Here is a 24515-nt window from a genome sequence, read left to right on the forward strand (position 1 = left end):
GGGGGGGTACTCACGCGTGAGCTCCCTTCGAGGTGAATGGTGTTCTGGCTTGCGCGGCGTCCACCAGGACGGCAATGCGCTGGTCGCCGGTCACCGGCTGGTCGGCGGCGCACTCGAACCACACGACCTTGCCTGCACCCGCCGGGGCCCAGCCCCACGAGTGCGCCAGACCGGCGACCAGCAGCAGCCCCCGACCACCGGTGACCATGTCCTGTGTGGCCGACGGATCGGGCAGGTGCAGGCTGCTGTCCGCCACCTCGACCCGCAGCCGCAGGCCCGTCCAGCGGACGGTCACCATGCACCGGGCCTGGTGTGCTCCACCGCGTTCGCCAGCAACTCGCCCGCGCACAGCTCCACATCCCGCAACGCGTCCTGCGACAGCGGGACCTTCCAGAAGCGCGCGATGTCGACGATCAACCGCCGGGCCGCCGGAACAGCCCCCGCGTCGGGCTCGACACCCCACTCGTACGGCACCGGGAACGACGCCGTGTCCAACGGACTCATCAGCGCGGACCGCCCTCCGTCTTCAGTCACCCCGGGTCCTCCCTCGGGGATTCTCAGGATTGCGGGAAGGTCGTTGCCGGAAGAAGGCCAGCCGGTGTACCCACAATGGGTAAACTCGCGGTCAGTTATCCCACGTGACACTGAGCGATGATCGTACTGGCGCAGGGGGTTCCGGACATGACTGAGTCCTCGGCGCTGCCGGGGCTACCGAGGCGACTGCTCGCGGACCCGGAAATGATCTCTGCCTGTGCCTCTCGGGACTTCGCCAGGATCTTCCAACTGGCCAAGCGACGGGGCGGCTTTCACTCATCCCGGATCGCCAGGACTTGTGAGCTGACGCCCAGCAGGGTCGGCGAGGTCATCTCGGGCAAGCGAAAGATCACGAACATGACTGTGATCGAACGCATCGCGGACGGCCTGAGAATCCCGGGCCATCTGCTCGGCCTCGCCTCCCGAGATTGGGAGCGCGCCGAGATCCCGACGCAACCGCAGCCGAATGCAGCGATGCGTCGGCTCGCGGAACTCCAGAACGCACATACAACCGTGCCCAGCAGGGAGCTGGACGACATTCTCGCCATCGCAGCTGGCAGCAAGGTCACACCCACTGTTCTGCGTTCGCTCCAAGTGTCGATCGAGGACTACTGGCGTCGCGACGACGAGCACGGCGGTGAAGCGCTCAGACCAGCGGTGATCGGGCAACTCAGGTACGTCACAGGCATACTGCAGGACACCGCGGATCCCAACTACCGACGTAGCCTCCACGGCATCGCAGCCGAACTCGCGCGCCTCACCGGCTGGACCTACTTCGACGCGCGGCAGTACAGCACGGCTCGGACCTACTTCACCGAGTCCCTGCGCCTGGCCCGTGAGATCGACGACCGCACATTCATCGCCGACGTGCTCGCCTGCCTCAGCCTCCAAGCCACTTACCAGGACAGGGCCAAAGACGCCGTCACACTCGCACGAGCCGCACAGGACAGCGCGCGTCTCGACGGCGGTACGCCCAGGTTGATGGCCATGCTCTCCATCCGCGAAGCCTTCGGACACGCCAGCGCCCACAACCGAGAGGCCACACACAGCGCAATCAACGAGGCCGTACACCACTTCGAACACGTCAACCCGGAAGACCACGACCCCACCTGGGTCCAGTACTTCGACCGGACCAAGCTCACCGTCGATACCGGAACCGCACTCGGCCAGCTCGGCGACGCGGCAGCGGCGGAGCCCCTCATCGCCGAGGCCCTGCAAGCCGAACCGACAACGAACATCCGAGCCCGCGCCTTCCACACGTTCTGGCTGGCTCGTACTCAACTCCAGTGCAGCAAAGTCGAATTGGCTTGCGCGACAGCAACTGAAGCGCTCGACCTCGCAACAATCGTGGAATCACCCCGGGTACTGACACACCTCCGGGAATTCCGCCAGTTGCTGGGGTCGCACCGCACCATTCCGGCAGCCGTGGAGTTGGTCGCCCGCATCAGCGAGACGGCGAACTGATTCAGATGCCCGCCTCATCGAGCAACAGGTAAAGCACGCCGACCAGCGACCCGCTGCTGACGATCTCGCGGCGGTCGATCATGCCGCGCAGGTCGGACAGGGGAATCCACTCGATCCTGTCCGACTCGTTGCGCTCGGTCGGTGGCCCCACGTACTCGACGGCATCGGCCCGGAAGACGAAGTGCTCAGAGTCGGTGATCCCGTTCGCCGGCTGAGCGTAGATGAGCGGCTTGACCTCTCCGGTCCGCCAGCCCGTCTCCTCCAGCGCCTCACGAGCCGCAGCCTCAGCCGGAGTCTCGTCCTCCTCGATCAGGCCCATGGGCAGTTCCCACGCCCACGAGTCGGTGATGAAGCGGTGCCGCCACATCATGAGAACCTGCTTCTCGCTGTTGACCACAGCGGTCACAGCCAAGTGCCGCAGCTTCAGCACGTGATGTTCCCAACGGCGCCCGTCAGGCTGCTCGACATCAACCAGCCAAACGTTCACCCAGGGGTTCTCATAGATCGGACGTTCCCCGTGGATCTTCCACTGCATCGCTGCGGCCTCTCTCTATGGACCTTCAGCATGTCAGACCGTCAGGGTTCACTGGACTGTTCCAGCGAATTTGCGTCACGTTGACGAATAGCGGGTCCCGACAGCCTGGCGCCTGCCGCTGGACTTGGATCCGGGAAATCTCGGAGAACGTGGGCTTCGAGCCAACGGGCAGAGGTCGCCGTACGACCGCTCTCGACGCCGCCGCTTCACCCATGTCGATCTACGCGCCCCTCACGCCGACCGCAGCACCCCCGCTGCCCGCACCCGGCGGCGCTCGTGCTCGGCATCCGGATCGAGCAGCGGCACCGCGGCCAGCAGGGAGCGGGTGTACGGGTGCCGTGGCTGCTCATAGACCATGTCCGCGGGGCCGAGTTCGACCACCTTGCCTGCGCGCATCACCGCGATCCGGTCGCTGACCTGGCGGACCACCGCGAGGTCGTGGGCGATGAAGACCAGCGTCAGCCCAAGTTCCGCGCGCAGCTCGGCCAGTAGCCGGACGATCTGCGCCTGGGTGGAGACGTCCAGCGAGGAGACCGGCTCGTCGCACACCAGCAGCCGCGGCGCTGGCGCCAATGCCCTTGCTATGCCTACGCGTTGGCGCTGGCCGCCGGAGAGCTCGTGCGGGTAGCGCACTGACCACTGTGGGTCCAGGCCGACCCGTTCCAGCAACTGTCCGACCTCGTCACGGATTTCGGCGCGGCTGCTCGCGGGACGGCGCAGCAGCAGCGGGTCGGCGATCGCGTCGCCGATCGTGCGCCGGGCGTTGAGCGAGGAGAGCGGATCCTGGAAGACCATCTGCAGGTCACGGCGGATCGGCCGCAACGCGCGCTCGGAGGCGTGGCCGATCTCGCGACCGGTCCACTCGATCCGTCCGGCGGTGGGTTCCAGCAGCCTGACCAGCAGCCGCCCGAGGGTGGTCTTGCCGCTGCCGCTCTCCCCCACCACGCCCAGCGCCTCACCCTGGTGCAGGTCGAGGTCGACGCCGTCCAGCGCCGCCAGCCGGCTGCGCCGCCCGAGCGTTCCGCGCGCCGTGCCCGGGTACTCCTTTCGCAACTCCCGGACGCTCATCAGCACGTCACCACGGGAGTCGAGCAGGGCCGACGGCTCCGGGCGCCGCTGGTCCAGGCGCGGCACGGCGGCGAGCAGCTCGCGGGTGTACGGCTCCCGCGGTTCGCCCAGCACCTGGGCCACCGGCCCCTGCTCCACCGCCCGCCCGTCGCGCAGCACCAGCACCCGTTCGGTGGTACCGGCCACCACCGCGAGGTCGTGGGTGACCAGCAGCAGCGCCATCGCGTGCTCGACCCGCAGTTCGTGCAGCAGGTCGAGGATCTGGGCCTGGACGGTGACGTCCAATGCGGTGGTCGGCTCGTCGGCGATCAGCAGCTTGGGTGAGCAGGAGAGCGCCATGGCGATCAGCGCCCGCTGGCGCATGCCGCCGGAGAACTCGTGCGGATGGGCGCGGGAGCGGCGGGCGGCGTCCGCGATGCCGACCCGGTCGAGCACCTCGACCGCGCGCCGCTCCGCCGCCGCCCGGCTCGCCCCGGTGTGCACCCGGTACACCTCGGCGATCTGGGCGCCGATCGGCCAGTACGGGTCGAGTGCGGAGAGCGGGTCCTGGAAGACCATCGCGGCCACGGCGCCGCGCAGTCGGCGCAGTTGAGGCTCGGTGGCACCCAGCACCTGCACCCCGTCCAGCCGCACGCTGCCGGTCACCGTGGCGGCGGTGCCGGAGTGCAGACCGAGCAGCGCCGCGGCCACCGTGCTCTTGCCCGACCCCGACTCGCCGACCAGCCCGAGCGACTCGCTCGCGCCCAGCGTGAAGGAGAGCCCGTCGACGGCGGTCACCGGGCCGCCGAAGCCGACCGTCAAGTCGTCGACCGCCAGCAGGGGTTGGGGATTCTCGGCGACCTGGTTCACTGCAACCGTACCCTGGGGTCGGCCACCGCGTAGAGGACGTCGGCGGCGGCGTTGGCGAGGATGATGAAGAAGCCGGCCACCAGCGTGACGCCGACCACCACCGGCAGGTCGACCTGGTTGACGGCGTCCACCAGGAGGCGCGAGACACCGTCGAACCCGAAGACGGACTCGGTGAGCTGGGCGCCGCCGATCAGCCCGCCCAGGTCCATGGCGAGCATGGTGATCACCGGGGTGAGCGCGCCGCGCAGCGCGTGGCCGATCACGATCCGGCGCTCGGTGAGGCCGTAGGCGCGGGCGGTGCGGATGTGGTCCTCGGCGAGCGTCTCCAGCAGCAGCCCGCGGCTCATCCGGGCGTAGGCGGCGGCCATGGTCAGGGCCAGCGCGAACCAGGGCAGCACCAGGTTGCCCGCCCACGCCAACGGGTCCTGGGTGATCGGCACATAGGCCGGAAAGGGCAGCCATTGCAGCTCGGCGCAGAAGAGCAGCATCAGCAGCAGGCCGACCAGGAAGACCGGCATCGACACGCCCGCCAGCGTCACCCCGGTCAGCACCCGTTCGCTGAGCCGGCCGCGTCGCAGCGCGGCCAGCAGACCGGTGCCGATGCCGAGCAGCAGCCAGATGACCGATGCCCCGGCGGCCAGCGAGACGTCCACCGGCAGCCGCTGGGTGATCAGGGTGAACACCGGCTGGTCGCTCTGGAAGGACCAGCCGAAGCACGGCGCGGCGCAGGTGGTGGTGTCGGCACCGGCGTCGAACCGCCGTCCCGCCACCAGGCCGTGCAGGAACTGCCAGTACTGCTGCCAGAGCGGCAGATCGGTGCCGAGCTTGTGCCGCACCGCCGCCAGCCGGGCCCCGTCGCAGCCCTTGCCGCAGACCAGCCGGGCCGGATCGTGCGGGGCCGCGTAGAAGACCAGGTAGACGACGAGGGACAGGATCAGCATCAGGACCAGGGAACTGACGAGCCGTCGGATCAGGAAGCGGATCACGGGTTCGTCCTCTCCGGGACGGCGCGCGGGCGGTGTCCCGGGCGCCGCACCCGGGACACCGCCCGCGGGTCGAGCGCGACCCGCACGCCCTCGCCGAGCAGCGTGAAGCCGAGCACGGTGGCGAAGAGCAGCAGCGAGGGCAGCAGCACGAAGGTCGGATCGGCCTGGAACCAGGTGCTGGCACTGGCGAGCATCTGGCCCCAGGAGGCGGTGGGCGGTCGCACCCCCACCCCGAGGAAGGAGAGCCCGGCCTCGGCGGTGACGTTGGCCGGCAGCAGCAGCGCCGCGTAGGTGATCACCGGGGCGCCGAGCGCGGGCAGGATCTCGCGGCGCGCGATCCGCCAGGGCCGGGCGCCGCCGAGCCTGGCCGCCGCCACGTGGTCGAGCCCGCGCAGGGTGAGCACCTGACCGCGCACCAGGCGGGCGGTACCGCCCCAGCCCAGCACCCCGAGCACCAGCATCAGCAGCACCGGACGGGGGAAGCCGCCGGGCACCACGGCCATCAGCGAGATCGCGAAGACCAGGCCGGGGAAGGCGATGACCAGGTCCATCGCGCGGCTCAGCACGGTGTCGGCCAGCCGGTTGCCGAGCCCGGCCGCCAGGCCCAGCAGCAGCCCCAGCAGGCTCTGCACCAGGGTGGCGCCGAGCGCCACCGCGAGCGAGATCTGGGCGCCGTAGACCAGCCGGGAGAGCAGGTCGCGCCCGGTGCCCGGCTCCACGCCCAGCCAGTGCCGGGCGCTGGCGCCGCCGAACGGGCCGATCGGGACCCCGCCGGTGGCGGAGTCGATCAGCTCGTTGTGGAAGGTCGTCGGGTTCTGCCCCTCCAGGGCGCTGATCAGCGGGGCGGCCACCGCGATCAGCACCAGCAGGGCGGCCACCGCCAGGCCGGCCAGCGCCGTCCGGTCGGCGCGCAGCCGGCGCCAGAGCGTGCCGGTGGTCGTCGCCACCTACTTCACCGAGATCCGGGACAGGTCGTAGACGCCGTTCCACTGGCTGACGTAGGCGTTCTTCACCGCCGTGCCGAACAGGCGCTGGTAGACCGGGTGGAAGAGCGGCACCAGCCAGGCCTGCTTGCCCAGTTCGGCGTCCAGCTGCCCCCAGGCCTTGGCGGACTGCGCCGGGTCGGTGAGCCGGTTGGCGGCGTCGATCTGGGCGTTCACCTGCGGGTCGTCGAGCTGGGCGGTGTTGAAGTTGCCGCCCTCGGAGAGGATCTGGCGCCCGTCGAAGATCGGTGCCAGGAACGGGCCGCCGGAGGGCCAGTCGGCGCCCCAGCCGGAGAGGAAGAAGCCGGGTTCCTGGGCGGGCGTCTGGATCTTGGTGTCGTAGTCGTCGTCCGCGGACGGATCGAGGCCCACCGTGATCCCCGCCTTGGCCAGCGCCTGCTGGACCGCGGTGGCAACACTCGGGCCGGTCTCCGGAGTTCCGGTGTCGTGGCTCAGCGTGATGCTCAGGCCGTTCGGGTAACCCGCCTGCGCCAGCACCTGCTTGGCCTTGGCCGGGTCGCCGTCGGCACCGGCCGGGAAGTAGTCGTAGGGCGTGTAACCGAAGGCGGGCTGGTCGGGCAGGAAGGTGGTGGCGGGCTTGGCCACCGCGCTGCCGCCGACCGCGTTGATCACCGCCTGCCGGTCGACGGCATACGAAATCGCCTGCCGCACCAGGGGGTTGTCGAAGGGCTTCACCTTCGGGTTGAAGGCCAGGTAGTAGGTCTCACCGAAGGTGCCGACCGCCACCCGCTTGCGCAGCGCCGGGTCGCTGTTCAGCCGGGCCAGCACGCCGGCGTCGATGTCGGTGTCGCCGCTGACCGCGCGGGCGTCGTCACCGCTGCTGGCCATCAGCCGCTGGTTGATCACCGACTGGTCCAGCCCCGAGGTGTAGACGATCTTGTCGGGGCAGGCGAGCCGCTGGTCGTCGATGCCGCGCGACCAGTACGGATTGCGGGCCAGCACCATCTGCTTGCCGTTGTCGTTGCTGACCACCTCGTAGGGCCCCGAGGAGATCGGGTGCTTCTGGTAGTCGGTGCCGGTGTCCTTGTCCTTGGGCACCGGCGCGAACTGGGTGGCGGTGGCCAGGTAGGGGAAGTCGCCCTCGGGCTTGGTGAGTTTGAAGATGATGGTGGAGTCGTCCGGGGTCTCGATCGAGGCGAGGTCGCCGCCGCCCTTGTACGGGCCCTGGTACTGCTCGCCGCCGATCAGCCAGTCCCGCAGGTAGGGCGGGCCGCCGGGCAGCTCGGGGGCGAAGGAACGCTCGATGCCGTACTTGATGTCCGCCGAGCGGATCGGCGTGCCGTCCTCGAACTTCAGCCCCGGCTTGAGGTGGTAGGTCCACACCGTGGCGTCCTGGCTGGGCTCGCCGGTGTCGGTGGCCAGGTCCGGGACGACCTTGGCGCCGTTCGGGCCGTCGGTGGTGTGGTCGCGGGTGGTGAGGGTGCGGAACACCAGGGTCGGCACCTTGCCGCCGCCCGAGGTGTAGAGCTCCGCCGGGTCGAACTTGCCCTGCCCGACGTGGGCGAGCACGGTCAGCGTGCCGCCCTGGCAGGTGGCGGGATCGAAGGCGGCGCTCGCCTTGCCCCCGGCCGCACCACCGCAGGAGGTGGTCAGGCCGGCGAGCAGGACGAGTCCGGCCGCCGCTGGAAGGAGACTGCGCTTGCCGGAGAAAGCGCTTCGGGGTCGATCCGCGGTACTGGGCAGGGACATGCCCGAAACTATGCGGGGGCGGCATTCGGACGGTCAAGGATCAGCAGGGAACTGCCATACGCCCGTTACGGGACGACACAGTTGGTGCCAGTGAGGGCAGTTGATGCCAGGTCAAGCCGCGGGGAAGACCGGTGTCAGGCCGCGGGGAAGACCGCTCGCGGCCGGGCCGGACCGCCGCGCGGGCGCCACTCGCGCGGGTAGCCGACCGAGACCTCCTCGAAGCGCACGCCGTCGATCAGCAGGGTGCGCGGAATGTGCAGATGGCCGTAGACGCAGGCGGCGGCCCGGTACCGCCGGTGCCAGTCGGCGGTCCGCTCGGTGCCGCACCACTGCGCGAACTCCGGGTGGCGCAGCACCCGGGTCGGCTCCCGGTGCAGCGGGAAGTGGCTGACCAGCACGGTGGGCAGCGCCGGGTCGCACTGCGCCAGCCGGGCCTCGGTCAGCGCGACCCGGGCCGCGCACCAGGCCTCCCGGCTCGGGTACGGGTCGTGGTGCAGCAGCGCCTCGTCGGTGGCGACGATGCCGGCCGCCCACAGGGTGCCGGTCAAGCCGTTGCCTCCTCGGCGGGGCCGCCCGTAGGGTGCCGGCGTCGCGGCGGCCGGGCCGGGAACCGCTCTCGACGCTGCGCCCATTCTCCCCCACGCGCCGGTCGGCGCCAGGGGGCTCAGCCCGGAGGGATCACGGCTCAGCCCAGCGGGATCACGTTCGCCAGCGGCTCGCCCTTGGCGAAGCGGGCCAGCTGGGCGCCGATCAGCCGGCGCGCGCGGGGCAGGAAGGCCGAGGAGCTGCCGCCCACGTGCGGGGTGATCAGCACGCCCGGCGCGTGCCAGAGCGGGTGGCCCGCCGGCAGCGGCTCGGGGTCGGTGACGTCCAGCGCCGCCCGCAGCCGCCCCGCCGTCAGCTCGGCCAGCAGCGCCTCGGTGACCACCACCGGCCCGCGCGCCACGTTGACCAGCAGCGCGCCGTCCGCCATGGCCGCGAGGAAGGCGCCGTCCACCAGGCCCTCCGTCTCGGCCGAGAGCGGCATGGCGAGCACCACCACGTCCGCCCGCGGCAGCAGGGCGGGCAGTTCGGCCAGGGCGTGCACCGGTCCCGCCGGTCCGGTCCGCGCGGTGCGGGCCACCCGGAGCACCTCGCACTCGAAGGGCCGCAGCCGCTCCTCGATCGCCGCGCCGACCGCGCCGTAGCCGACGATCAGCACCGTGCGGTCGGCGAGCGCCGGGTAGAAGCCGGCCCGCCACTGCTCGGCGTCCTGGCCGCGGACGAAGCCCGGGATGTCGCGCAGCGCGGCCAGCGTGAGCGCCACCGCGAGCTCGGCGGTGCTGGCGTCGTGCACGCCGCGGGCGTTGCACAGCAGGGCGCCGGACGGCACGTGCGGCAGGATGTCGTCCACGCCCGCGGTCTGGGTCTGCACCACCCGCAGCCGTTCCATCGCCGGCAGCAGCGGCAGCACCGTTCCGGTCCGCAGGTAGGGGGTCACCAACAGCTCGACGCGCGCGAGCAGTTCGGCCGGCGGCGGCCCCGGCCGGCCGTCGCAGGCGTCGCCGTCGAAGACGTGCGCCTCCAGGCCGTCCGGCAGCCCGGGGATCTCCTCGGGCGGGTACGGCAGCAGGACGACGGGTTCGGACGGCGGGGCGGTCGGCTCAGTGGTCATGGCCCGAATCTACCGAGCGCCCACCGACCGGTGCCGCTGGCCTGCTCGACCACGACCCGCCCCCGGCGTGACGCGGCAGTAGCACGCCTGCCCGACCTCGGCAACCGGGCGGCGGGCCGGGCGGGGCCCGCGACCGGCACCCCGTTTGGCCCTCCCCCGGCCACTCCGTAAAGTTCACTGGTACATCCAGCACGATCGAGCGATCAAGGAAGCGGCAGAGGCATGACGACGGCAGAGGAGCAGCGGCACGACCGGCGGGGGCCGATCGACGACCCGATGCCGACCGGCACGACCACGCAGGTCGTGGAGAGCACGGACGGCACCGCCTCGGACGAGGCGGTCGAGTTCGGCCCGGGCATCGACCCCGAGCGGCTGAGCTTCTGCCTGGAGGTGCTGGCCGAGCTGGACGAGCTCCCGGTCGACCACCCGGACGCGATCGCCGTCCGGCGGGCCGTGGCCGGCATCTTCCGCACCGTGAAGCAGCGCCGCCGCCAGGCCACCCGCGCCGCCAAGACCGCGAACGACAAGGCCGTGACCTCGCTCACCGCCACCGGCGCGCCGGGGCGGATCGACGACGAGACCGCCGGTGTCTTCGGCCTCTCCACCCCGACCACCACCGAGATCGCCGGGATCCTGCAGCGCCCGCGCTCCTGCTACATCTGCAAGCAGCGCTACGTCGAGGTGGACGCCTTCTACCACCAGCTCTGCCCGGACTGCGCCCGCTCCAGCCGCGCCAAGCGCGACGACACGACGGACCTGACGGGCCGGCGCGCGCTGCTCACCGGCGGCCGGGCCAAGATCGGCATGTACATCGCGCTGCGCCTGCTGCGTGACGGTGCCCACACCACGATCACCACCCGGTTCCCCAAGGACGCGATCCGCCGCTTCAAGGAGATGCCGGACAGCGCGGACTGGCTGCACCGGCTGAAGATCGTCGGCATCGACCTGCGCGACCCCGCCCAGGTGGTCGCGCTGGCCGACGCGGTGGCCGCCGAGGGGCCGCTCGACATCCTGATCAACAACGCGGCGCAGACCGTGCGCCGCTCCCCCGCCGCCTACGCGGAGCTGGTGGCCGCCGAGTCCGCGCCGCTGCCCGCCGGCCAGCTGCCGGCCAGCGAGGTGATCGGCACCTTCGGCAGCGGCAGCGTCGACCGGCCCGCCCTGCCGGGGCAGGCCACCGGGGCGCGCGAGGCGCTCAGCGCCGAGCAGGTCACCTCGCTGGCGCTGGTCAGCGGGTCGGCCTCGCCGGCCCGGATCGAGGCGGGCACCGCGATCGACGCCGGCGGCCTGGTCCCGGACCTGGCCGACTCCAACAGCTGGGTGCAGACCGTCAGCGAGGTCGACCCGATCGAGCTGCTCGAAGTCCAGCTGTGCAACTCCACGGCGCCGTTCATCCTGGTCAGCCGCCTGCGCAAGGCGATGGCGGCCTCCCCGGCACGGCGCAAGTACGTGGTGAACGTCTCCGCGATGGAGGGCCAGTTCAGCCGCGGCTACAAGGGCGCCGGCCACCCGCACACCAACATGGCCAAGGCCGCGCTGAACATGCTGACCCGCACCAGCGCCAAGGAGATGCTGGAGAGCGACGGCATCCTGATGACCGCCGTGGACACCGGCTGGATCACCGACGAGCGGCCGCACCCCGACAAGATGCGGCTGGCCGACGAGGGCTTCCACGCGCCGCTGGACCTGGTGGACGGCGCCGCCCGGGTCTACGACCCGATCGTGCGCGGCGAGCGCGGCGAGGACCTGTACGGATGCTTCCTCAAGGACTTCGAGCCCTCGGCCTGGTGAGTCCGGCGCAGGGGGCGTGTCGTGAACGGTGAGGGTGGTGACGTGGTGAGTACGGAGCCGGGCGGACCCCGGGCGGCGCGCGGTCCGCTGATCGGCGCGGGCGTGATCGTGCCGACGCCGGACGGGCGCAGCGTCCTGGTCGGGCGCCGGACGGTGGCCGGCGAGCCGCCGACCTGGAGCCTGCCCGGCGGCAAGGTCGACCACCCCGGGGAGTCGTTCGAGCAGGCGGCGGCCCGCGAGCTGGCCGAGGAGACCGGGATCCGGCTGCCCGCCGAGCGGATGCGGGTGCTCGGGGTGGTCCTCGACCACCTGGAGGGGCGCCCGCGGCTGACCGCCGCGGTGCTCGCGCCGCCGAGCGACGCGGTGGCCGAGGTCACCGAGCCGCACGCGTGCGGCGGTTGGGAGCGGGTCGCCCTGACGGCACTGCCCGAGCCGATGTTCGGGCCCTCCGCCTGGGTGCTGGCACGCTGGCTGGCGGACCCGGCACCGCTGCCACCGGGCGTCTTCACCTACCCTACCGCGCAAGGTAGTTGACGAGCCGTCAGATCGCCTGCTGGCCGCACCGGTAGAGCACCTGGGCGGTGGCGGTGGGCTGTCCGTAGTCGCCGGGCGGCACCTGGGTGCAGTGCGCGCGCACCCAGTCCGTGGTGCCCCGCATCACCCCGCCGCTCGGCTCCCGGCCGATCAGCACGTGGCGCAGCCGGCCGTCGGCGACCAGCTCGCGCAGCTGCTCGGCCGTCGGCGACGGCACCTGGCCGGTGAAACCACCCATCGGCAGCACCCTGGCGGCGGTGGCCAGGATGTACGGCGAGGAGGCCTGCCAGGGGTAGGCGGCGAGCAGGTACCGGGCGCCGCCGTTGTGCGCCTGGACATAGGCGAACAGCTCCTGCTCCTGCGGCGTCAGCCGGGTGCTGACGGGCTGCGCGGCGGCGCGGTGCGCCGCCATCGGCCCCACCGCACCGCGCAGGTCGCTGCCGTACTTCGGGTCCAGCACCGAGGCGGCCCAGGCGGTGGGTGCCAGCAGCGCGGCCACCAGGCCCGCGACGATGCCCGCCGTGGCGATCCTGGCCCTGTCGGCGCCGAGCCCGGCGAACCAGCGGCTCTTCGCGGTGCCGAGCAGGGCCAGCGCGAGGGCCGCCGTGGTGACGGCGGTCGGCGCCAGCCAGGGCAGGAAGATGGGCAGCCGCCAGCTCAGCCAGCCGCTCCACAGCACGCTCGCGGCCACCGCGGCCGGCAGCGCCAGCGCCCGCGGGCCGCCCTCGCCGAAGTCCCGCCAGAGCAGCACCGTCCCGGCGCCGCCGAGCGCGGCGAGGGCGACCGCGAGCGAGCCGAGGTAGTAGGTGTGCATGCCGATGCTGCCGGCGCTGAGCGACAGGAAGAAGACCGTCGCCCAGCCGCCCCACAGCAGGTACCCGGCGCGCAGCGGGTCGGTGCGCGGTGCGCGGCGCCGCCGGAGCAGGGCGTGCAGCAGCGAGATCGCGGCCAGCGGGTAGAGCCAGCCGACCTGGGAGGCGAACCGGGAGCGCAGCAGCTTCGCCCAGCCGCCGTCGCCCTGGTCGCCGGGCGGGGGCCCCGCCGTGCCGGTGCGGCCGTCCGTCGGATTCAGCTGCGGGCCGCCGTCCTGCGCGGGCATGGCCGTGGTGCGGCTGCGGTCGACGGTCACGCTGCCGGTGCGTTCGGCCGTCAGCCCCACGGCGGAGAACCGGTTCAGGAAGTTGTAGCCCACCACCATGCTGTAGGCGGAGTTGTCCGTGGTCCCGTCCACGTAGGGCCGGTCCGCGACCGGCGTCAGCGTCACCAGCGCCATCCAGGCGGCCGAGACGGCCACCGTCACCAGGCCGGCCAGCGCCAGCTGGGCCAGCCGGCGGCGCAGCCGGGCCGGCGCCGCGAGCAGGTAGACGCCCGCGAAGACCGGCAGCACCGCCCACGCCTCCAGCATCTTGGCCTGGAACGCCAGCCCGACCCAGACCCCCGCGAGCAGCAGCGCCCGCAGCCCGGCGGTGCGCACCGCGCGCTGCGCCGACTCGGCCGCGAGCAGCAGCAGCAGGGTGAACACCGGCTCCTCGACCGGTGTGCGGAACAGCCCGACCAGCTCCGGGGTCAGCGTGAACAGGGCAGCGGCCAGCAGCGCCGCACCGGCCCCCGCCCAGAGCCGGACGGTCCGGAACAGCACCAGCACCGAGAGCACGCCCTCCACCGCCTGCGGCAGCGCCAGCGCCCAGCCGTGGAAGCCCAGCAGCCGGGCCAGCAGCGCCTGCGGCCACAGGAAGCCCGGCAGTTTGTCGAGCGTGATCGTGTTGGCGGGGTCGTAGGAGCCGAAGAGGAACGCCTTCCAGCTCACGGTCATGCTGCGCACGGCGTTGGCGTAGAAGGAGTGGTAGCCGTCCTGGTCGGCGCCCCACAGGTAGAGCAGTCCGGCGAGCGCCGCGATGGCGAGCAACGCGGGCCTGGCCCAGGCGGGTTGCCCCACGGGCGACTGCCACACCCGCCGCCGGACCGGCACCGGTTCGCGGAGTTCGGGAAGTGTACTGGTAGCCATGTCGACCAGCGTTCGCCCCGGCACCGGGCCGAACCGTCAGGGACACGGTGCACCCTCGAAGGTCATACCGGCGCAGACGAAGATTTTGCGGACGGCGGACGCGGACGTCGGAGTACGGTATGGACCCACCCGGGTGAGGCCGACGCCCCTACGGTTCGGAGGGCCGACGATGAGGCTGGAGCGGCTGCGCGCCGACCATGGCGCCCGCTCACGACCGACGAGCCGAGGCCCTAGGCTGCGGCCGGGCGGCGGGCCCGGCGCAGCTGACGGGCCATCAGGAAGCCGGCGAGCGCGGTGACGGCCGCGATCGCCTCGGCGACGGCGGAGACGGTCTTCTCGGTGAACCAGATCGGCTCGTACATGTTCGGGAACGGTCCGAAGGCCCCCAGGTCGACATAGCGATAGACCAGCACCGCAGCGATACCGGCGAGGGCGACCAGGAAGGCGAACGCCCAGACCAGCAGGCGGCGGCCGGCCACGATCAGCAGCAGGGCGGCGAGTGCGGCGGCAGCCGCCTCGATCCGGAACAGGGTGCCCTGGCTGATGCTCGCCGTCACCGAGTCGTAGGTGGCGGCGAGGTCGGCGTGGACGTAGGCGTCCACGGCGAGCGCCGCGGCGGTCACCAACCGCAGCGCCCAGAGCGCCGGTTCCGCCACGGACCTAGTAGCCGCCACCGCTGGTCGCCGTGCTGGTGGAGCTCGCGGAGGCACTGGTGGTGCCGGTGGCACTCGCACTGCTGCTCGCCGAGCCGCTGCTGCTGCTGCTGGGCGAGGCCGTGCTGCCGGTGGCGCCGCCGCCGGCGGAGCCGACCTGGATGTGGGTGTCCATCCCGAGCGACTTGTGCGCGTCGATCGGGCACCACAGCTCGTAGCTGCCGCCCTGCAGGGTGACGGTCAGCTGCGCGGAGCTGCCCGGCGACAGGGTCGGGGTCTGCACCTGGGTCAGGCCCGGCCCCGAGATGGCCAGCGCGTGCTCCACCGTGCCGTTGTTCTGCGCCGTGAAGGTGTACGTCCCCGGCGCGAACTGGGTCTGCGAAAGGGTCAGTGAATACTCCTTCTCGCCGACGGTGACGCTCGTCCCCACCGGGGACGTGCTGGCGCTGGCGCTTGCGCTGCCGCTCGCGCTCGGGCTGGGGCTCGCGGTGGCGCTCGTACTCGCGCTGCTGCCGGCGGAGCTGCTCGCCTTGCTGCTCTTGCTGCTCGAACACGCGGTCGCGGCGAGCAGCACCCCGAGGGTGAGCACGGCTGCGCGGACTGCCACGGATCCGACTGTGCGGTGATGCATGAGTCTGATCTCCCTTCCAGGGGGCAGCCTGACGTACCGGCGGCGCGAGGGCGGGGAGCGACGGAGAGGGCCCTGCGGGATCCACCCGTTCGGCCCCGGCGGACGCGGACCGCAGCCGAAACCGGCGCTCGACCCGGACGCCGGGGCCGTACTACTCTTCCGTCCAGGTTCTTCGGGCAAGGGGCCCGATGGTGTCTGGGGGTTCGTCGTGGTTGCTGGTCGTGTGGTGCGTTTCGACAGTGCGCGGGGCTATGGGTTCATCGCTCCGGAAGGTGGCGGGGAGGATGTCTTCCTGCACGTGAACGACATGCTGATTCCCGAGTCCTATGTGCGCTCGGGCCTGGCGGTGGAGTTCGAGATCGAGGACGGCGACCGCGGCCTGAAGGCCTCCGGGGTCCGCCTTCCGCTCGGCCCCGACGGGAATCCGGTGGCGCCTCCCGCGCCCCTGCCGGGCACCCGCTCGCACGCCCTCGCCCCGAACTCCCTCGCCCCGAAGCCGGACGGCGACGACTCCCTGTGCGACGTGCTCAGCACGGAGGAATTCCTGCACGAGGTGACCGAGGCCCTGCTGACCGCGGCGCCCTCGCTGACCGGGGAGCAGATCCTGCAGATCCGCCGCGGGCTGCTGCAGTTCGGCAAGAACCACGGCTGGGCCGAGGGCTGACCCACGGCCGAAGGCCGCAGGGCCAATCGGATGATTCTGCACCGATGGGAAATTGACGCTCGCTCAAGTACCGCAATCCTGCTGGCATCTTGAGGGAATCGGCGTCCGTTCCCGGAAGGTGTAGTCATGCAGACAGCCCGCACCGACAGCGCCATTCACCCGCCACGATCGGCGAGTCCCGGAAAGCGGGTGGGCGCGGAATCCGTCGGTGCCGGGCGCCTGCGGACCAGCGGGTGGATGTGGGCCCTGGCGGGGGCACTCTTCGTCGTCTACGCGGCCCTCTCGCTACGGATCCACCAGCGGATCCTCTCCAACAGTTACGACCTGGGCATCTTCGAACAGGTCGTCCGTTCCTACGCGCACGGGCAGCTGCCGGTCTCCGAACTGAAGGCACCGGACTTCCCCGTGCTGGGGGACCACTTCTCCCCCGTGCTCGCGCTGCTGGCGCCGTTCTACCGGCTGTGGCCGACGGCGCGGACGCTGCTGGTGGCGCAGGCGGCACTGATCGCCGTCAGCGTGCTGCCGCTGACCGCCTGGGCCCGGCGGGCGCTGGGGAGCCAGGCGGCGGTGGCCGTCGGACTCTGTTACGGCCTGTCCTGGGGCATCGCGAGCGCGGTCGGCTTCGACTTCCACGAAGTGGCCTTCGCCGTCCCGCTGCTGGCCTGCTCGCTCGCCGCCCTCGGCGAGGGGCGGGCGCGGGCCGCGGCCGGCTGGGCGCTGCCGCTGCTGGTGGTGAAGGAGGACCTGGGGCTGACCGTGCTCGCGATCGGCCTGGTCATCGCCGGGCGCGGCGAGCGCAGGCTCGGGCTCGCCACCGCCGCGGCCGGGCTGGCCGGGTCGCTGCTGGCGATCCTGGTGGCGCTGCCGGCCTTCAACCCGGGCGGCTCCTTCGCCTACTGGTCCTTCCTGGAGACGCCGGGCGGTGGGGGCGGCAGAGCGGCACAGCTGCTCTACCGGAGCACGATCGGCCTGGTCACCCCCGAGGCGAAGGCAACGACCCTGCTGCTCGTGCTGGCCCCGACGCTCTTCCTGGCCCTGCGCTCCCCCCTGCTGTGGATCGCGCTGCCGACGCTGCTGTGGCGCTTCGCCTCCAACGACTCGGTGCACTGGGGCACCGGCTACCACTACTCGCTGGTGCTGATGCCGATCGTCTTCGCCGCCTTCGTGGACGCGCTGGCCACCCGCGAACCGACCGCGCGCAGCCTGCGCCGCCACCTCCTGGGCAGCGCCGCCGTCACCCTGCTGCTCCTGCCGCAGTACCCGCTGTGGCAGCTGGTCCAGTCGGCCACCTGGCGGACGGATCCGCGGGTCGCCGAGGCGCACCGGCTGATGGACCGGATCCCCGACAACGCCACCGTGCAGGCCTCCACCCTGCTGGTCCCCCAGCTCACCAACCGCACCAGCGTCAGCCTCTACGGCTGGGCGCAGAGCCGCCCCGATCCGGCCTGGATCATGGTGGACACCTGGACGCCGTACTACAAGCGCTGGCCGCTGACGGTCGACCAGGAGCGGGCGGCGCTGGCCTGGAACGTCGAGCACGGCTATCGCGCCGTCGCCACCCAGGACGGCTTCGTCCTGCTCAACAGGACGGCGAAGAGCGGCACATGACGGCCGGCTGCCCGACCGGCCTCAGCTCGCCGAGGCCAGTCGGGCGGCGAACTCGCGGTTGGCCAGCGTCTGTTCACGGTAGACGGGGGGCAGGTCGGTGAGGGCGAGCAGGCGGTCGCAGGCCGCCAGCGAGCCCTGCGGGTCGCCGACCCAGTAGCTGGTGATGGAGTACTCGAAGAGCAGCCCCCAGCGGTACACCCAGGGCTGGGTGAACAGCCAGTCGCGCGGCATGCCGGCGTCGAGGCCGGCCCCGGCGAACGCATGCGCGGCCCGATAGCGGCCCAACTTCCGTAGCCGGGAGGAGAGTTCGTAGCAGGCTTCGAGCCGCTGCGGTCGGCTCTCCCAGGCCTGGAGCAGCGCGTCCATCGCGGTCGGCCAGTCGCCGAGTTCGGCGGTCAGCACGCCGACCTGGAGCAGCGCGTAGTAGACCTCCTCCGCCCAGCCCCCCATCTGCGCCCGGCGCCGGTAGAGCTCGACGGCCTCCTCGGTGCTGCCGAGGTCACGCATGGTCTGCGCCAGGTAGAAGACGGCTCGCGCATTGCCGGGATCGCGTTCGAGATCGGCCCGCAGCAGCCGGGCGTCCCGCTCGAACTTGTCGGACCGCGAGCCGCCGTCGGCGAAGTGCTCGATGACCAGCGCGTCGAGGTCGGCCGCGCGCTCCGGCTGATCGGTCGTCAGATACTCGTGCGTGGCGCCCTCGTAGCGCCAGTCCACGGTTCCCCTGACCAGCCGCTTGATCCGGTACTCCAGGTCGGCGGCGTGCCGCAGCAGGTAGGAGTCGGCGGTCAGGGGCGGCAGCGCGCCCTCCTGCCGCACCACCATGTCGGCGTCGATGAGCAGCAGGTAGTCGGCCCTGCCGCGGGCCCGCCGGATGTTGCGGGTGCGGTTGTGCCCGAAGTCCACCCAGGGATCCTGATGCAGCTCGCCGGGCACACCGGCGAGCGCTCGACGGATCAACTCCTGTGTGCCGTCGGTCGATCCGGTGTCGGAAATGACCCAGGTGTCCACCAGGTCACGGACCGAGGCCAGGCAGCGCTCGATGACCTTCGCCTCGTCCTTGACGATCATGCAGAGGCAGATGGTGGGCGCCGGACCGGTGCCGGCTCCGTCGGAACGGGAATCCTCGCGTTGCGCCACACCTGCAGATGGTAGGTCGGGGGCGCCGCCGATGCCGGTTGCCACACAGCGGGCCGAACGTGTGGCTCTTGTGGGCCGCCCCGGTGACTTTGCGGAGCCGTCGCACATGGATTCGAACCTCTGTGTCGATCATCCGACAGTACGCGCGGGCCGCTCCGGTCCGCGCGATCTGACGAGACCAGGAGGTCAGGCGTGTCCGCACCAGAACCACAGGAGCCACGTCGGGTGCCGGCCAACCGCCGGAAACAGCTCGCCGGGAGCGCGGCCCTGCTCATCACCGCCGTCGTGGCCACCAGCGGCACCGCCTTCGCGGGCGGGCCCACCCGGGGTCACGGGGAGCGCCCCTGTCCGCCGATGGAGTACGCGGCGCCGCGGACCATGCACAACCACGCGTCGTTGATCCACTCCACCGACGGCATGCCGACGCACCACGTCGGCAGCCGGACGGCACGGCGCGACGGCGACGGTGACGGGAACGGCGGGGGCAGCGGGGACGCTACGGACGACGGCACCGCGCAGAGCGGAGGTGACGGCAGCGGTAGCGGTAGCGGTAGCGGTAGCGGTAGCGGTAGCGGTAGCAGCGACGGCACCGACTGAATCCTGGTCTCCAACCAGCCGATGGGACCGGAGCAGGGCACCGCTCCGCCGGTGGGCAACGCCCAGCCGCACCGCCCGACCGCCACGCAGGCGGTGCGGTCGGTCAAGGTGGCCTGGGAGTCGTTCGTCCGCCGGCTGTCCTGAGCCGCGCATCCCGATCCGATCCGGCCCGGTGAACCGCCCGCTCCCGACCGGGGGCGGCCGGTTCACCGGGCCGGATGCTGCTCCAGGCCGGTCACCTTGACGACGTGACGCAGGCTCGGCTCCGCGAGCAGGCCGTGGAGTTCCACGAAGACGCGCCGGGCCTGCACCGCGTTCCAGTCGGCGGGCAGCAGTTCGGTCGGCAGGCCGGGGTCCAGGTAGGGCAGGCGCCGCCACTCCGTGAGCATGGGGACGTACGCGCGGAAGGCCGCGACCTCGTCGGGCTGCGGCCCGCGGGCCAGCTCCTCCTGCAGCGGCCGGTAGGTGTCGGTGAACGCCGCGTACTGGGACTCGATGGCCGGGAGGTCCCACCAGGAGCCGACCGCGTCGCGCAGCTCGGCGAAGCCGGCGTAGTCGGAGGTGAACAGGTGGACGTAGGCGCTCAGTTCCAGCCGTTCCAGCAGTCGTCGGGCGTCCGGCAGCAGCCGGGCCGGGGCCAGCCAGACGCCCGGGGCGGCGTTGCCGAAGCCGAGCCAGGTGAGCCGCGAGCGGAGCTGGTGGCGGTGGGCGCGCTCGGACTCGGGGACGGAGAAGACCGCGACCACCCAGCCGTCCTGGAGGGCGGCGGGTTCGAGGCTGTGGAAGATCCGGCGGTCGCCCTCGTCGAAGACCGGGCCCATCTGCGGGCCGAGGCGGTAACCGGTGCTCTCGCGCCGCTCCTGGCGGAGCGTCTCGGCCTTCTTCAGGCGGGAGATCGCCGAACGGACGGCCGGGCCGTCCACCTCCAGCTCGGCCATCAGCGCGATCAGGTCGGCGATGGAGATCCAGCCGCCGAGCCGGCGGACGAACTCGCCGTAGATCGTGTGGATCAGGGCGCTGGGCCGGGTCGCGGTCTCCGACATGGTCGCCTTCCTCACGGGGATACCCGCGATGATCATACCGATGCGGCTCCCCCCTGGGCCGGGCTCCCGTCCACCGGACTGCCGTCCGCTCAGCTCCCGTCCAGCGGGCTGTGGGCGTAGGCGCCGGAGAGCAGGTGTCCGGCGCCGGGCGCCACGGCCGGCAGGCCGAGGGAGCGCAGCAGCTGGTGGACGGTGCAGATGGACGCGGAGACCACGGGCTTGCCCAGTCGCTGCTCGGCCTCCTCGACGGCGGCCAGGGACGGCATCTGCACGCAGGCGGAGAGCACCACGGCATCGGCGTCCGCGTGGTCGAGTCCGCGCGCGATGACCGGCAGCTTGGCCGGGTCGTGGGCGGCCACGTCCAGGTTGTTCGGGATCTCCAGTGCCTCGTAGTCCAGCACCTCGATGCCCTCGTGGGTGAGGTAGTCGACCACCGTCCGGGTGAGCGGGCGCAGGTACGGGGCGACCAGGGCGATCTTCCGGGCGCCCATCGTGTGCAGCCCGTTGACCAGGGCTCCGGCGCTGGTGACGACCGGGGCGGGCGCGCCGTTCTCGACCGTGCGGGCGTGCAGCCGGTCCTGCGAGACGCGGTGGTAGCCGGTGCCCATGCTCATGATGGCGACCAGGCAGGCGTAGCCGATGACGTCGACGGCCGCGTCGGAGAGTTCGAGGGCGCAGCGGTCGGAGTCGGCGTCCATCGCCTTGAGCTGCTCGGGGGTGACGTGGGTCATCCGCATCCGGCTGGAGTGGAAGGTGAAGCGTTCCGGCGCGATGGTCTCGCGGGCCCGCAGGATCGCGGGGACCTCGGTCTCCATGGTGACGTTCGAGCTCGGCACGATCTGGCCGATCCGGAAGGTGCGCGGGGTCACGGGCGGAGCCGTGGGCTGGGTCACGGGCTGGGTCACGGGCGGGGCTCCTTGTCGGGGGGCGGCGTCAGCGGGCGTCCAGGACCGGATTGGCGAGGGTGCCGATGTGCTGGATGGTGGCCTCCACCAGGTCGCCCGGCTGGAGGAACTGCGGCGGGACCAGTCCGGCGCCGACCCCGGAGGGCGAGCCGGTGGCGATGACGTCGCCGGGTTCGAGGGTCATGCCGGAGGAGATGTCGGCGATCAGCCGCGGGATCCGGAAGAGCATGTGGCGGGTGTTGGAGTGCTGCTTGGTCTCGCCGTTGACGGTGAGGCCGAGTTCGAGGTCGTGCGGGTCGGCGATCTCGTCGGCGGTCAGCACGGCGGGGCCGAACGGGGCGTAGGAGTCCTGGCCCTTGGAGAAGAACCACTGGCCGGAGCGGCGCTGGTCGCGGGCGCTGATGTCGTTGATGATGCTGTAGCCGAACACGTGCTGCCAGGCGTCCTGTTCGGCCACCCGGAACGCCTTGCGGCCGATGACGACGGCGAGTTCGCACTCCCAGTCGAGCTGTTCGGTCAGGTCGGCGTTGTGCAGGATCGGCTGCCCCGGACCGGTGATCGCGGTGGCGGGCTTGGAGAACAGCACCGGGCGGTCGGGCAGTTCGCGGTCGGTGTCCAGGGTGCGGCTGGACTCGGCGACGTGCTCGACGTAGTTGAGTCCGACGCCGACGACCTTGCCGGGGCGCAGCGGGGCCCAGAGCCGGACCTCGTCGAGCGCGTGCACGGCGGCGGGCGGCCAGCCGGCGGCCTCGCCGGCGGTGAGCAGGGCCCGCGCCGCGTCCAGGGCCGGCTGCCCGGCCCGGACGAGCGCGAGCAGGTCGCCGGGCAGCTCGGTGCCGGCCGCGTCGGCCAGCGTGGCGAGGTCGACCACGCGGTCGCCGAGCTGGGCGCCCAGGTACCGGACGGGCTCGCCCGCGCCGATCGGGTCGCGGGCGTCGCGGGCGTCGTTCGGTGAGTAGCTGATCAGGCGCATCGTTGGCTCCTTGCAGAGGGGCGGCGGGGCGGTTACTTGTCGCTGTCCTGGACGATCGGCTGGTGGCCGCCGTGCTCGAAGTAGGCCTCCTCCCGGGTGAAGGTCAGCGAGTCCATGACCGGGAAGTCGTTGAAGGAGAACAGGCAGGCGTCCTCGCCCTGGTCGAGGTTCACGTGCTCGTGCCAGGCCCAGGAGGGCACGCAGAAGATGTCGCCCTGCTGCCAGTCGAAGCGGCGCCCGGCGATCACCGAGTACCCCCGCCCCTTGGCGGCCGTGTAGACCACCGAGCCGGTGTGGCGGTGCGCGGTGGTGGCCTGGCCCGGCCGGAGCAGCTGGAGGTGGGCGCCCATGGTGGGCATCACCGGGCCGCCGGTGAGCGGGTTGGCGTACTGCATGATGACGCCGTCGTACGGGGAGCCGGCACTGGCCTTGGCGAGGTCCAGCAGGGCCTGGTAGCTCGGCTCCCAGGGGTAGCCGAAGACCGGGGAGTACGGGCGGGTCCACTTCTCCATGCCGTACGGCAGCAGGTTGCCGCTGTAGCTGAGCAGGGAGGAGTTGACGACCTTTCCGGGCCGCTGGTACAGCTCCGGGTGGACCTCGTAGAAGCCCGCGTCCAGGGCGTTGACCAGGGGGATGTCCAGGCCGTCCTGCCAGACGACGGGCGCCTCCTCGGACTCGTTGCCGTGCTCGTGCCAGCTGCCGTTCGGGGTGATGGCGAAGTCGCGGGGGCCGACCCGCAGCTTCTGGCCGTCCACGATGGTCCAGGCACCGGTGCCCTCGTGGACGAAGCGCAGCGCGGCGGCCTGGTGGCGGTGGGCGGTCATCGCCTCACCGGGGCCCATGATCTGCAGGCCGGTGTAGAGCAGGCCGACGGCGGCGCTGATGTCCCGGCGGCCGGGGTTGACCAGCATGACCACGCGCCGCCCGGCGTCGTCGGCCTTGACCAGCGGCAGGGCGCGGTGCACCAGCGGGCGCAGGTCGGCGTAGCGCCAGAGCACCGGCACGGACTTGGGCTGCGGGTACCAGGGCTCGATCTCGTTGGCGACCGTCCACAGGGCACCGGCCTCCAGCTTGGCCAACTCGTCGTAGTAGGCCAGCAGTTCTGGGCTGTCGGAGACCCGGGCCCGGCCGATCCTGCGGTCGTCGTAGCTGTCGTTGCCGGTCATGCTTCCTCCCGATCGACAAGGGGTGCGGTGGGGTCGGGGGCGGGCTGGTCCGCGGCGGGGGCGGTGAAGGCCAGCGGGCCGCGCGGGCGGTTGTCGAACTGGAGCTGGAAGACGTCGAAGCGGTTGTAGTGCCCGATGATGTCGTGCATCTGCTTGGGCTGGATGCACCGGCCGAGGTCGATCTCGGCGTACACGATGCCCTCCTCGTCGACCAGCGGCTCGCCGACCGGGCGGCCGTCGGGGCCGAAGATTCCGGACAACGCGCTGCGCTTGCGGGCCAGTTGCTTGCGCACGCTCTCGTCCTCGCCGGCGATCAGGTCCACCATCTCGGGCGAGATGGTGGAGCAGGAGACCACCGAGAAGACCTTGCCCTCGAAGCTGTGGGCGGCGGTGCGCAGCGCGATGGCGTCCGCCATGTCGTAGTCCTCGGGGGCCACCGGGAGCGCGATGTAGCTTGCCGCGTGCACGAGTTCGCCCTGGGCCAGCAGGGCGAAGCGGGCCAGGGTGTTGGTGTTCTCACCGCAGGCCAGGGCGCCGAGCGGGCCGACGGCGGTGCGGTGCACCCGCAGCGAGCTGCCGTCGCCGCCGGTCCAGGTCAGCTTCTCGGCCCAGGTCGGCACCAGCTTGCGGTGCACGCCCAGCAGTTCGCCGTCCGCGCCGATGGTCAGCAGGGTGTTGTAGAGCACCCCGAGGCTGTGCGCGCCGCGCTCGTTGACGCCGACCACGAGCACCACACCGGCCCGGCGGGCGGCGTCGCGCAGGGTCTCCACCTCAGGGCCGGGGATGTCGATCGAGGCGCGGTAGAGGCGTTCGTACCAGGGCGAGCCCTGGACGGGGTTCATGGTCCAGTTCCAGTAGGGGTAGCCGGGGACGAACACCTCGGGCAGCACGACCAGTTCGGCGCCGTTGCCGGCCGCCTCCCGGATCAGGGCGACGGCCTTGTCGACGGTGGCGGCGGCGTCCAGGTAGACCGGGGCGGCCTGGACGGCGGCGGCGGTGAAGCGGGGCAGCTGGAGCATCGGTTC

The 24515-nt window shown here is 72.0% G+C and carries 24 protein-coding genes and 1 pseudogene; 7 read left to right on the forward strand and 18 right to left on the reverse strand.

What is annotated here, in order from left to right; genetic code table 11:
* Positions 1 to 10: 10 nt before the first annotated feature.
* Together OG294_RS07200 and OG294_RS07205 are read right to left on the reverse strand one after the other, a co-directional pair.
* Positions 11 to 298 (reverse strand): ATP-binding protein, encoded by a 288-nt coding sequence (locus OG294_RS07200; RefSeq protein ID WP_327065583.1) that lies wholly within the window; start codon positions 296 to 298, stop codon positions 11 to 13.
* The gene (locus OG294_RS07205) at positions 292 to 534 is read right to left on the reverse strand and encodes an ATP-binding protein (protein WP_327065584.1); all 243 of its coding nucleotides are present in this window, start codon (positions 532 to 534) and stop codon (positions 292 to 294) included. The genes OG294_RS07200 and OG294_RS07205 overlap by 7 nt, the downstream gene beginning before the upstream one ends.
* A gap of 147 nt (positions 535 to 681) precedes the next feature.
* On the opposite strand from OG294_RS07205, the gene OG294_RS07210 reads away from it, so the two are divergent.
* Positions 682 to 1998, forward strand: coding sequence for a hypothetical protein (locus tag OG294_RS07210; RefSeq protein WP_442789314.1), 1317 nt, complete (start codon positions 682 to 684; stop codon positions 1996 to 1998).
* Position 1999: 1 nt separating this feature from the next.
* On the opposite strand, the gene OG294_RS07215 is transcribed toward OG294_RS07210, so the two are convergent.
* The 7 genes and pseudogenes from OG294_RS07215 to OG294_RS07245 form a co-directional block, all read right to left on the reverse strand.
* A complete protein-coding gene (locus OG294_RS07215; protein ID WP_327065586.1) occupies positions 2000 to 2533 on the reverse strand; it encodes an NUDIX domain-containing protein in 534 nt (177 codons plus the stop codon).
* Between the two features lie 231 nt (positions 2534 to 2764).
* On the reverse strand, positions 2765 to 4450 hold the full coding sequence (locus tag OG294_RS07220) for an ABC transporter ATP-binding protein (RefSeq protein ID WP_327065587.1): 1686 nt from the start codon (positions 4448 to 4450) through the stop codon (positions 2765 to 2767).
* Positions 4447 to 5436, reverse strand: a complete 990-nt coding sequence (locus tag OG294_RS07225) for an ABC transporter permease (RefSeq protein WP_327065588.1) — start codon at positions 5434 to 5436, stop codon at positions 4447 to 4449. The genes OG294_RS07220 and OG294_RS07225 overlap by 4 nt, the downstream gene beginning before the upstream one ends.
* Positions 5433 to 6383 carry an ABC transporter permease gene (locus OG294_RS07230; RefSeq protein ID WP_327065589.1) on the reverse strand — a complete coding sequence of 317 codons (951 nt, stop codon included), beginning with the start codon at positions 6381 to 6383 and terminating at the stop codon, positions 5433 to 5435. Before OG294_RS07230 ends, OG294_RS07225 begins: the two co-directional genes overlap by 4 nt.
* Entirely contained in the window at positions 6384 to 8129 is a 1746-nt protein-coding gene (locus OG294_RS07235) for an ABC transporter substrate-binding protein (RefSeq protein WP_327065590.1), read from the reverse strand.
* Positions 8130 to 8263: 134 nt separating this feature from the next.
* Positions 8264 to 8656 (reverse strand): annotated as a pseudogene (locus tag OG294_RS07240) (metallophosphoesterase); the annotation flags it as partial.
* Positions 8657 to 8814: 158 nt separating this feature from the next.
* Entirely contained in the window at positions 8815 to 9783 is a 969-nt protein-coding gene (locus OG294_RS07245; protein ID WP_327065591.1) for a 2-hydroxyacid dehydrogenase, read from the reverse strand.
* A 222-nt stretch (positions 9784 to 10005) separates the two neighbouring features.
* Between OG294_RS07245 and OG294_RS07250 the strand changes: the two genes are divergently transcribed.
* Together OG294_RS07250 and OG294_RS07255 are read left to right on the forward strand one after the other, a co-directional pair.
* Positions 10006 to 11574, forward strand: coding sequence for an SDR family NAD(P)-dependent oxidoreductase (locus tag OG294_RS07250; RefSeq protein WP_442789118.1), 1569 nt, complete (start codon positions 10006 to 10008; stop codon positions 11572 to 11574).
* 45 nt (positions 11575 to 11619) lie between these two features.
* Positions 11620 to 12108 carry a nucleotide triphosphate diphosphatase NUDT15 gene (locus OG294_RS07255; protein WP_327065592.1) on the forward strand — a complete coding sequence of 163 codons (489 nt, stop codon included), beginning with the start codon at positions 11620 to 11622 and terminating at the stop codon, positions 12106 to 12108.
* Positions 12109 to 12115: 7 nt separating this feature from the next.
* Here the strand turns inward: OG294_RS07255 and OG294_RS07260 are convergent, their stop codons facing one another.
* From OG294_RS07260 to OG294_RS07270, 3 genes are all read right to left on the reverse strand, one after another.
* Positions 12116 to 14113: an ArnT family glycosyltransferase gene (locus tag OG294_RS07260; RefSeq protein WP_327065593.1), complete on the reverse strand. Its 1998-nt coding sequence runs from the start codon at positions 14111 to 14113 to the stop codon at positions 12116 to 12118.
* Between the two features lie 230 nt (positions 14114 to 14343).
* Positions 14344 to 14769 carry a hypothetical protein gene (locus OG294_RS07265; RefSeq protein ID WP_327065594.1) on the reverse strand — a complete coding sequence of 142 codons (426 nt, stop codon included), beginning with the start codon at positions 14767 to 14769 and terminating at the stop codon, positions 14344 to 14346.
* Positions 14770 to 14773: 4 nt separating this feature from the next.
* The gene (locus tag OG294_RS07270) at positions 14774 to 15373 is read right to left on the reverse strand and encodes a hypothetical protein (protein ID WP_327065595.1); all 600 of its coding nucleotides are present in this window, start codon (positions 15371 to 15373) and stop codon (positions 14774 to 14776) included.
* Positions 15374 to 15605: 232 nt separating this feature from the next.
* On the opposite strand from OG294_RS07270, the gene OG294_RS07275 reads away from it, so the two are divergent.
* Positions 15606 to 16061: a cold-shock protein gene (locus OG294_RS07275; protein ID WP_327071466.1), complete on the forward strand. Its 456-nt coding sequence runs from the start codon at positions 15606 to 15608 to the stop codon at positions 16059 to 16061.
* Positions 16062 to 16250: 189 nt separating this feature from the next.
* Entirely contained in the window at positions 16251 to 17669 is a 1419-nt protein-coding gene (locus OG294_RS07280; RefSeq protein WP_327065596.1) for a DUF2079 domain-containing protein, read from the forward strand.
* Positions 17670 to 17690: 21 nt separating this feature from the next.
* Here OG294_RS07280 and OG294_RS07285 read toward each other — a convergent pair whose 3' ends face one another.
* Positions 17691 to 18737, reverse strand: a complete 1047-nt coding sequence (locus OG294_RS07285; protein WP_327065597.1) for a glycosyltransferase — start codon at positions 18735 to 18737, stop codon at positions 17691 to 17693.
* A 294-nt stretch (positions 18738 to 19031) separates the two neighbouring features.
* On the opposite strand from OG294_RS07285, the gene OG294_RS07290 reads away from it, so the two are divergent.
* Both OG294_RS07290 and OG294_RS07295 read left to right on the forward strand, forming a co-directional pair.
* A complete protein-coding gene (locus OG294_RS07290) occupies positions 19032 to 19403 on the forward strand; it encodes a hypothetical protein (protein ID WP_327065598.1) in 372 nt (123 codons plus the stop codon).
* A gap of 21 nt (positions 19404 to 19424) precedes the next feature.
* Positions 19425 to 19547, forward strand: coding sequence for a hypothetical protein (locus tag OG294_RS07295; protein ID WP_327065599.1), 123 nt, complete (start codon positions 19425 to 19427; stop codon positions 19545 to 19547).
* Between the two features lie 62 nt (positions 19548 to 19609).
* Here OG294_RS07295 and OG294_RS07300 read toward each other — a convergent pair whose 3' ends face one another.
* The 5 genes from OG294_RS07300 to OG294_RS07320 form a co-directional block, all read right to left on the reverse strand.
* Entirely contained in the window at positions 19610 to 20446 is an 837-nt protein-coding gene (locus tag OG294_RS07300) for a PaaX family transcriptional regulator (protein ID WP_327065600.1), read from the reverse strand.
* Positions 20447 to 20535: 89 nt separating this feature from the next.
* Positions 20536 to 21261, reverse strand: coding sequence for a maleate cis-trans isomerase family protein (locus tag OG294_RS07305; RefSeq protein ID WP_327071467.1), 726 nt, complete (start codon positions 21259 to 21261; stop codon positions 20536 to 20538).
* Between the two features lie 118 nt (positions 21262 to 21379).
* A complete protein-coding gene (locus OG294_RS07310; protein ID WP_327065601.1) occupies positions 21380 to 22324 on the reverse strand; it encodes a fumarylacetoacetate hydrolase family protein in 945 nt (314 codons plus the stop codon).
* A 32-nt stretch (positions 22325 to 22356) separates the two neighbouring features.
* Entirely contained in the window at positions 22357 to 23490 is a 1134-nt protein-coding gene (locus OG294_RS07315; RefSeq protein ID WP_327065602.1) for a cupin domain-containing protein, read from the reverse strand.
* Positions 23487 to 24509, reverse strand: a complete 1023-nt coding sequence (locus tag OG294_RS07320) for a carbon-nitrogen hydrolase family protein (protein WP_327065603.1) — start codon at positions 24507 to 24509, stop codon at positions 23487 to 23489. Before OG294_RS07320 ends, OG294_RS07315 begins: the two co-directional genes overlap by 4 nt.
* Positions 24510 to 24515 lie beyond the last annotated feature (6 nt).

The organism is Kitasatospora sp. NBC_01302 (assembly GCF_035976515.1).
Classification (GTDB): domain Bacteria; phylum Actinomycetota; class Actinomycetes; order Streptomycetales; family Streptomycetaceae; genus Kitasatospora.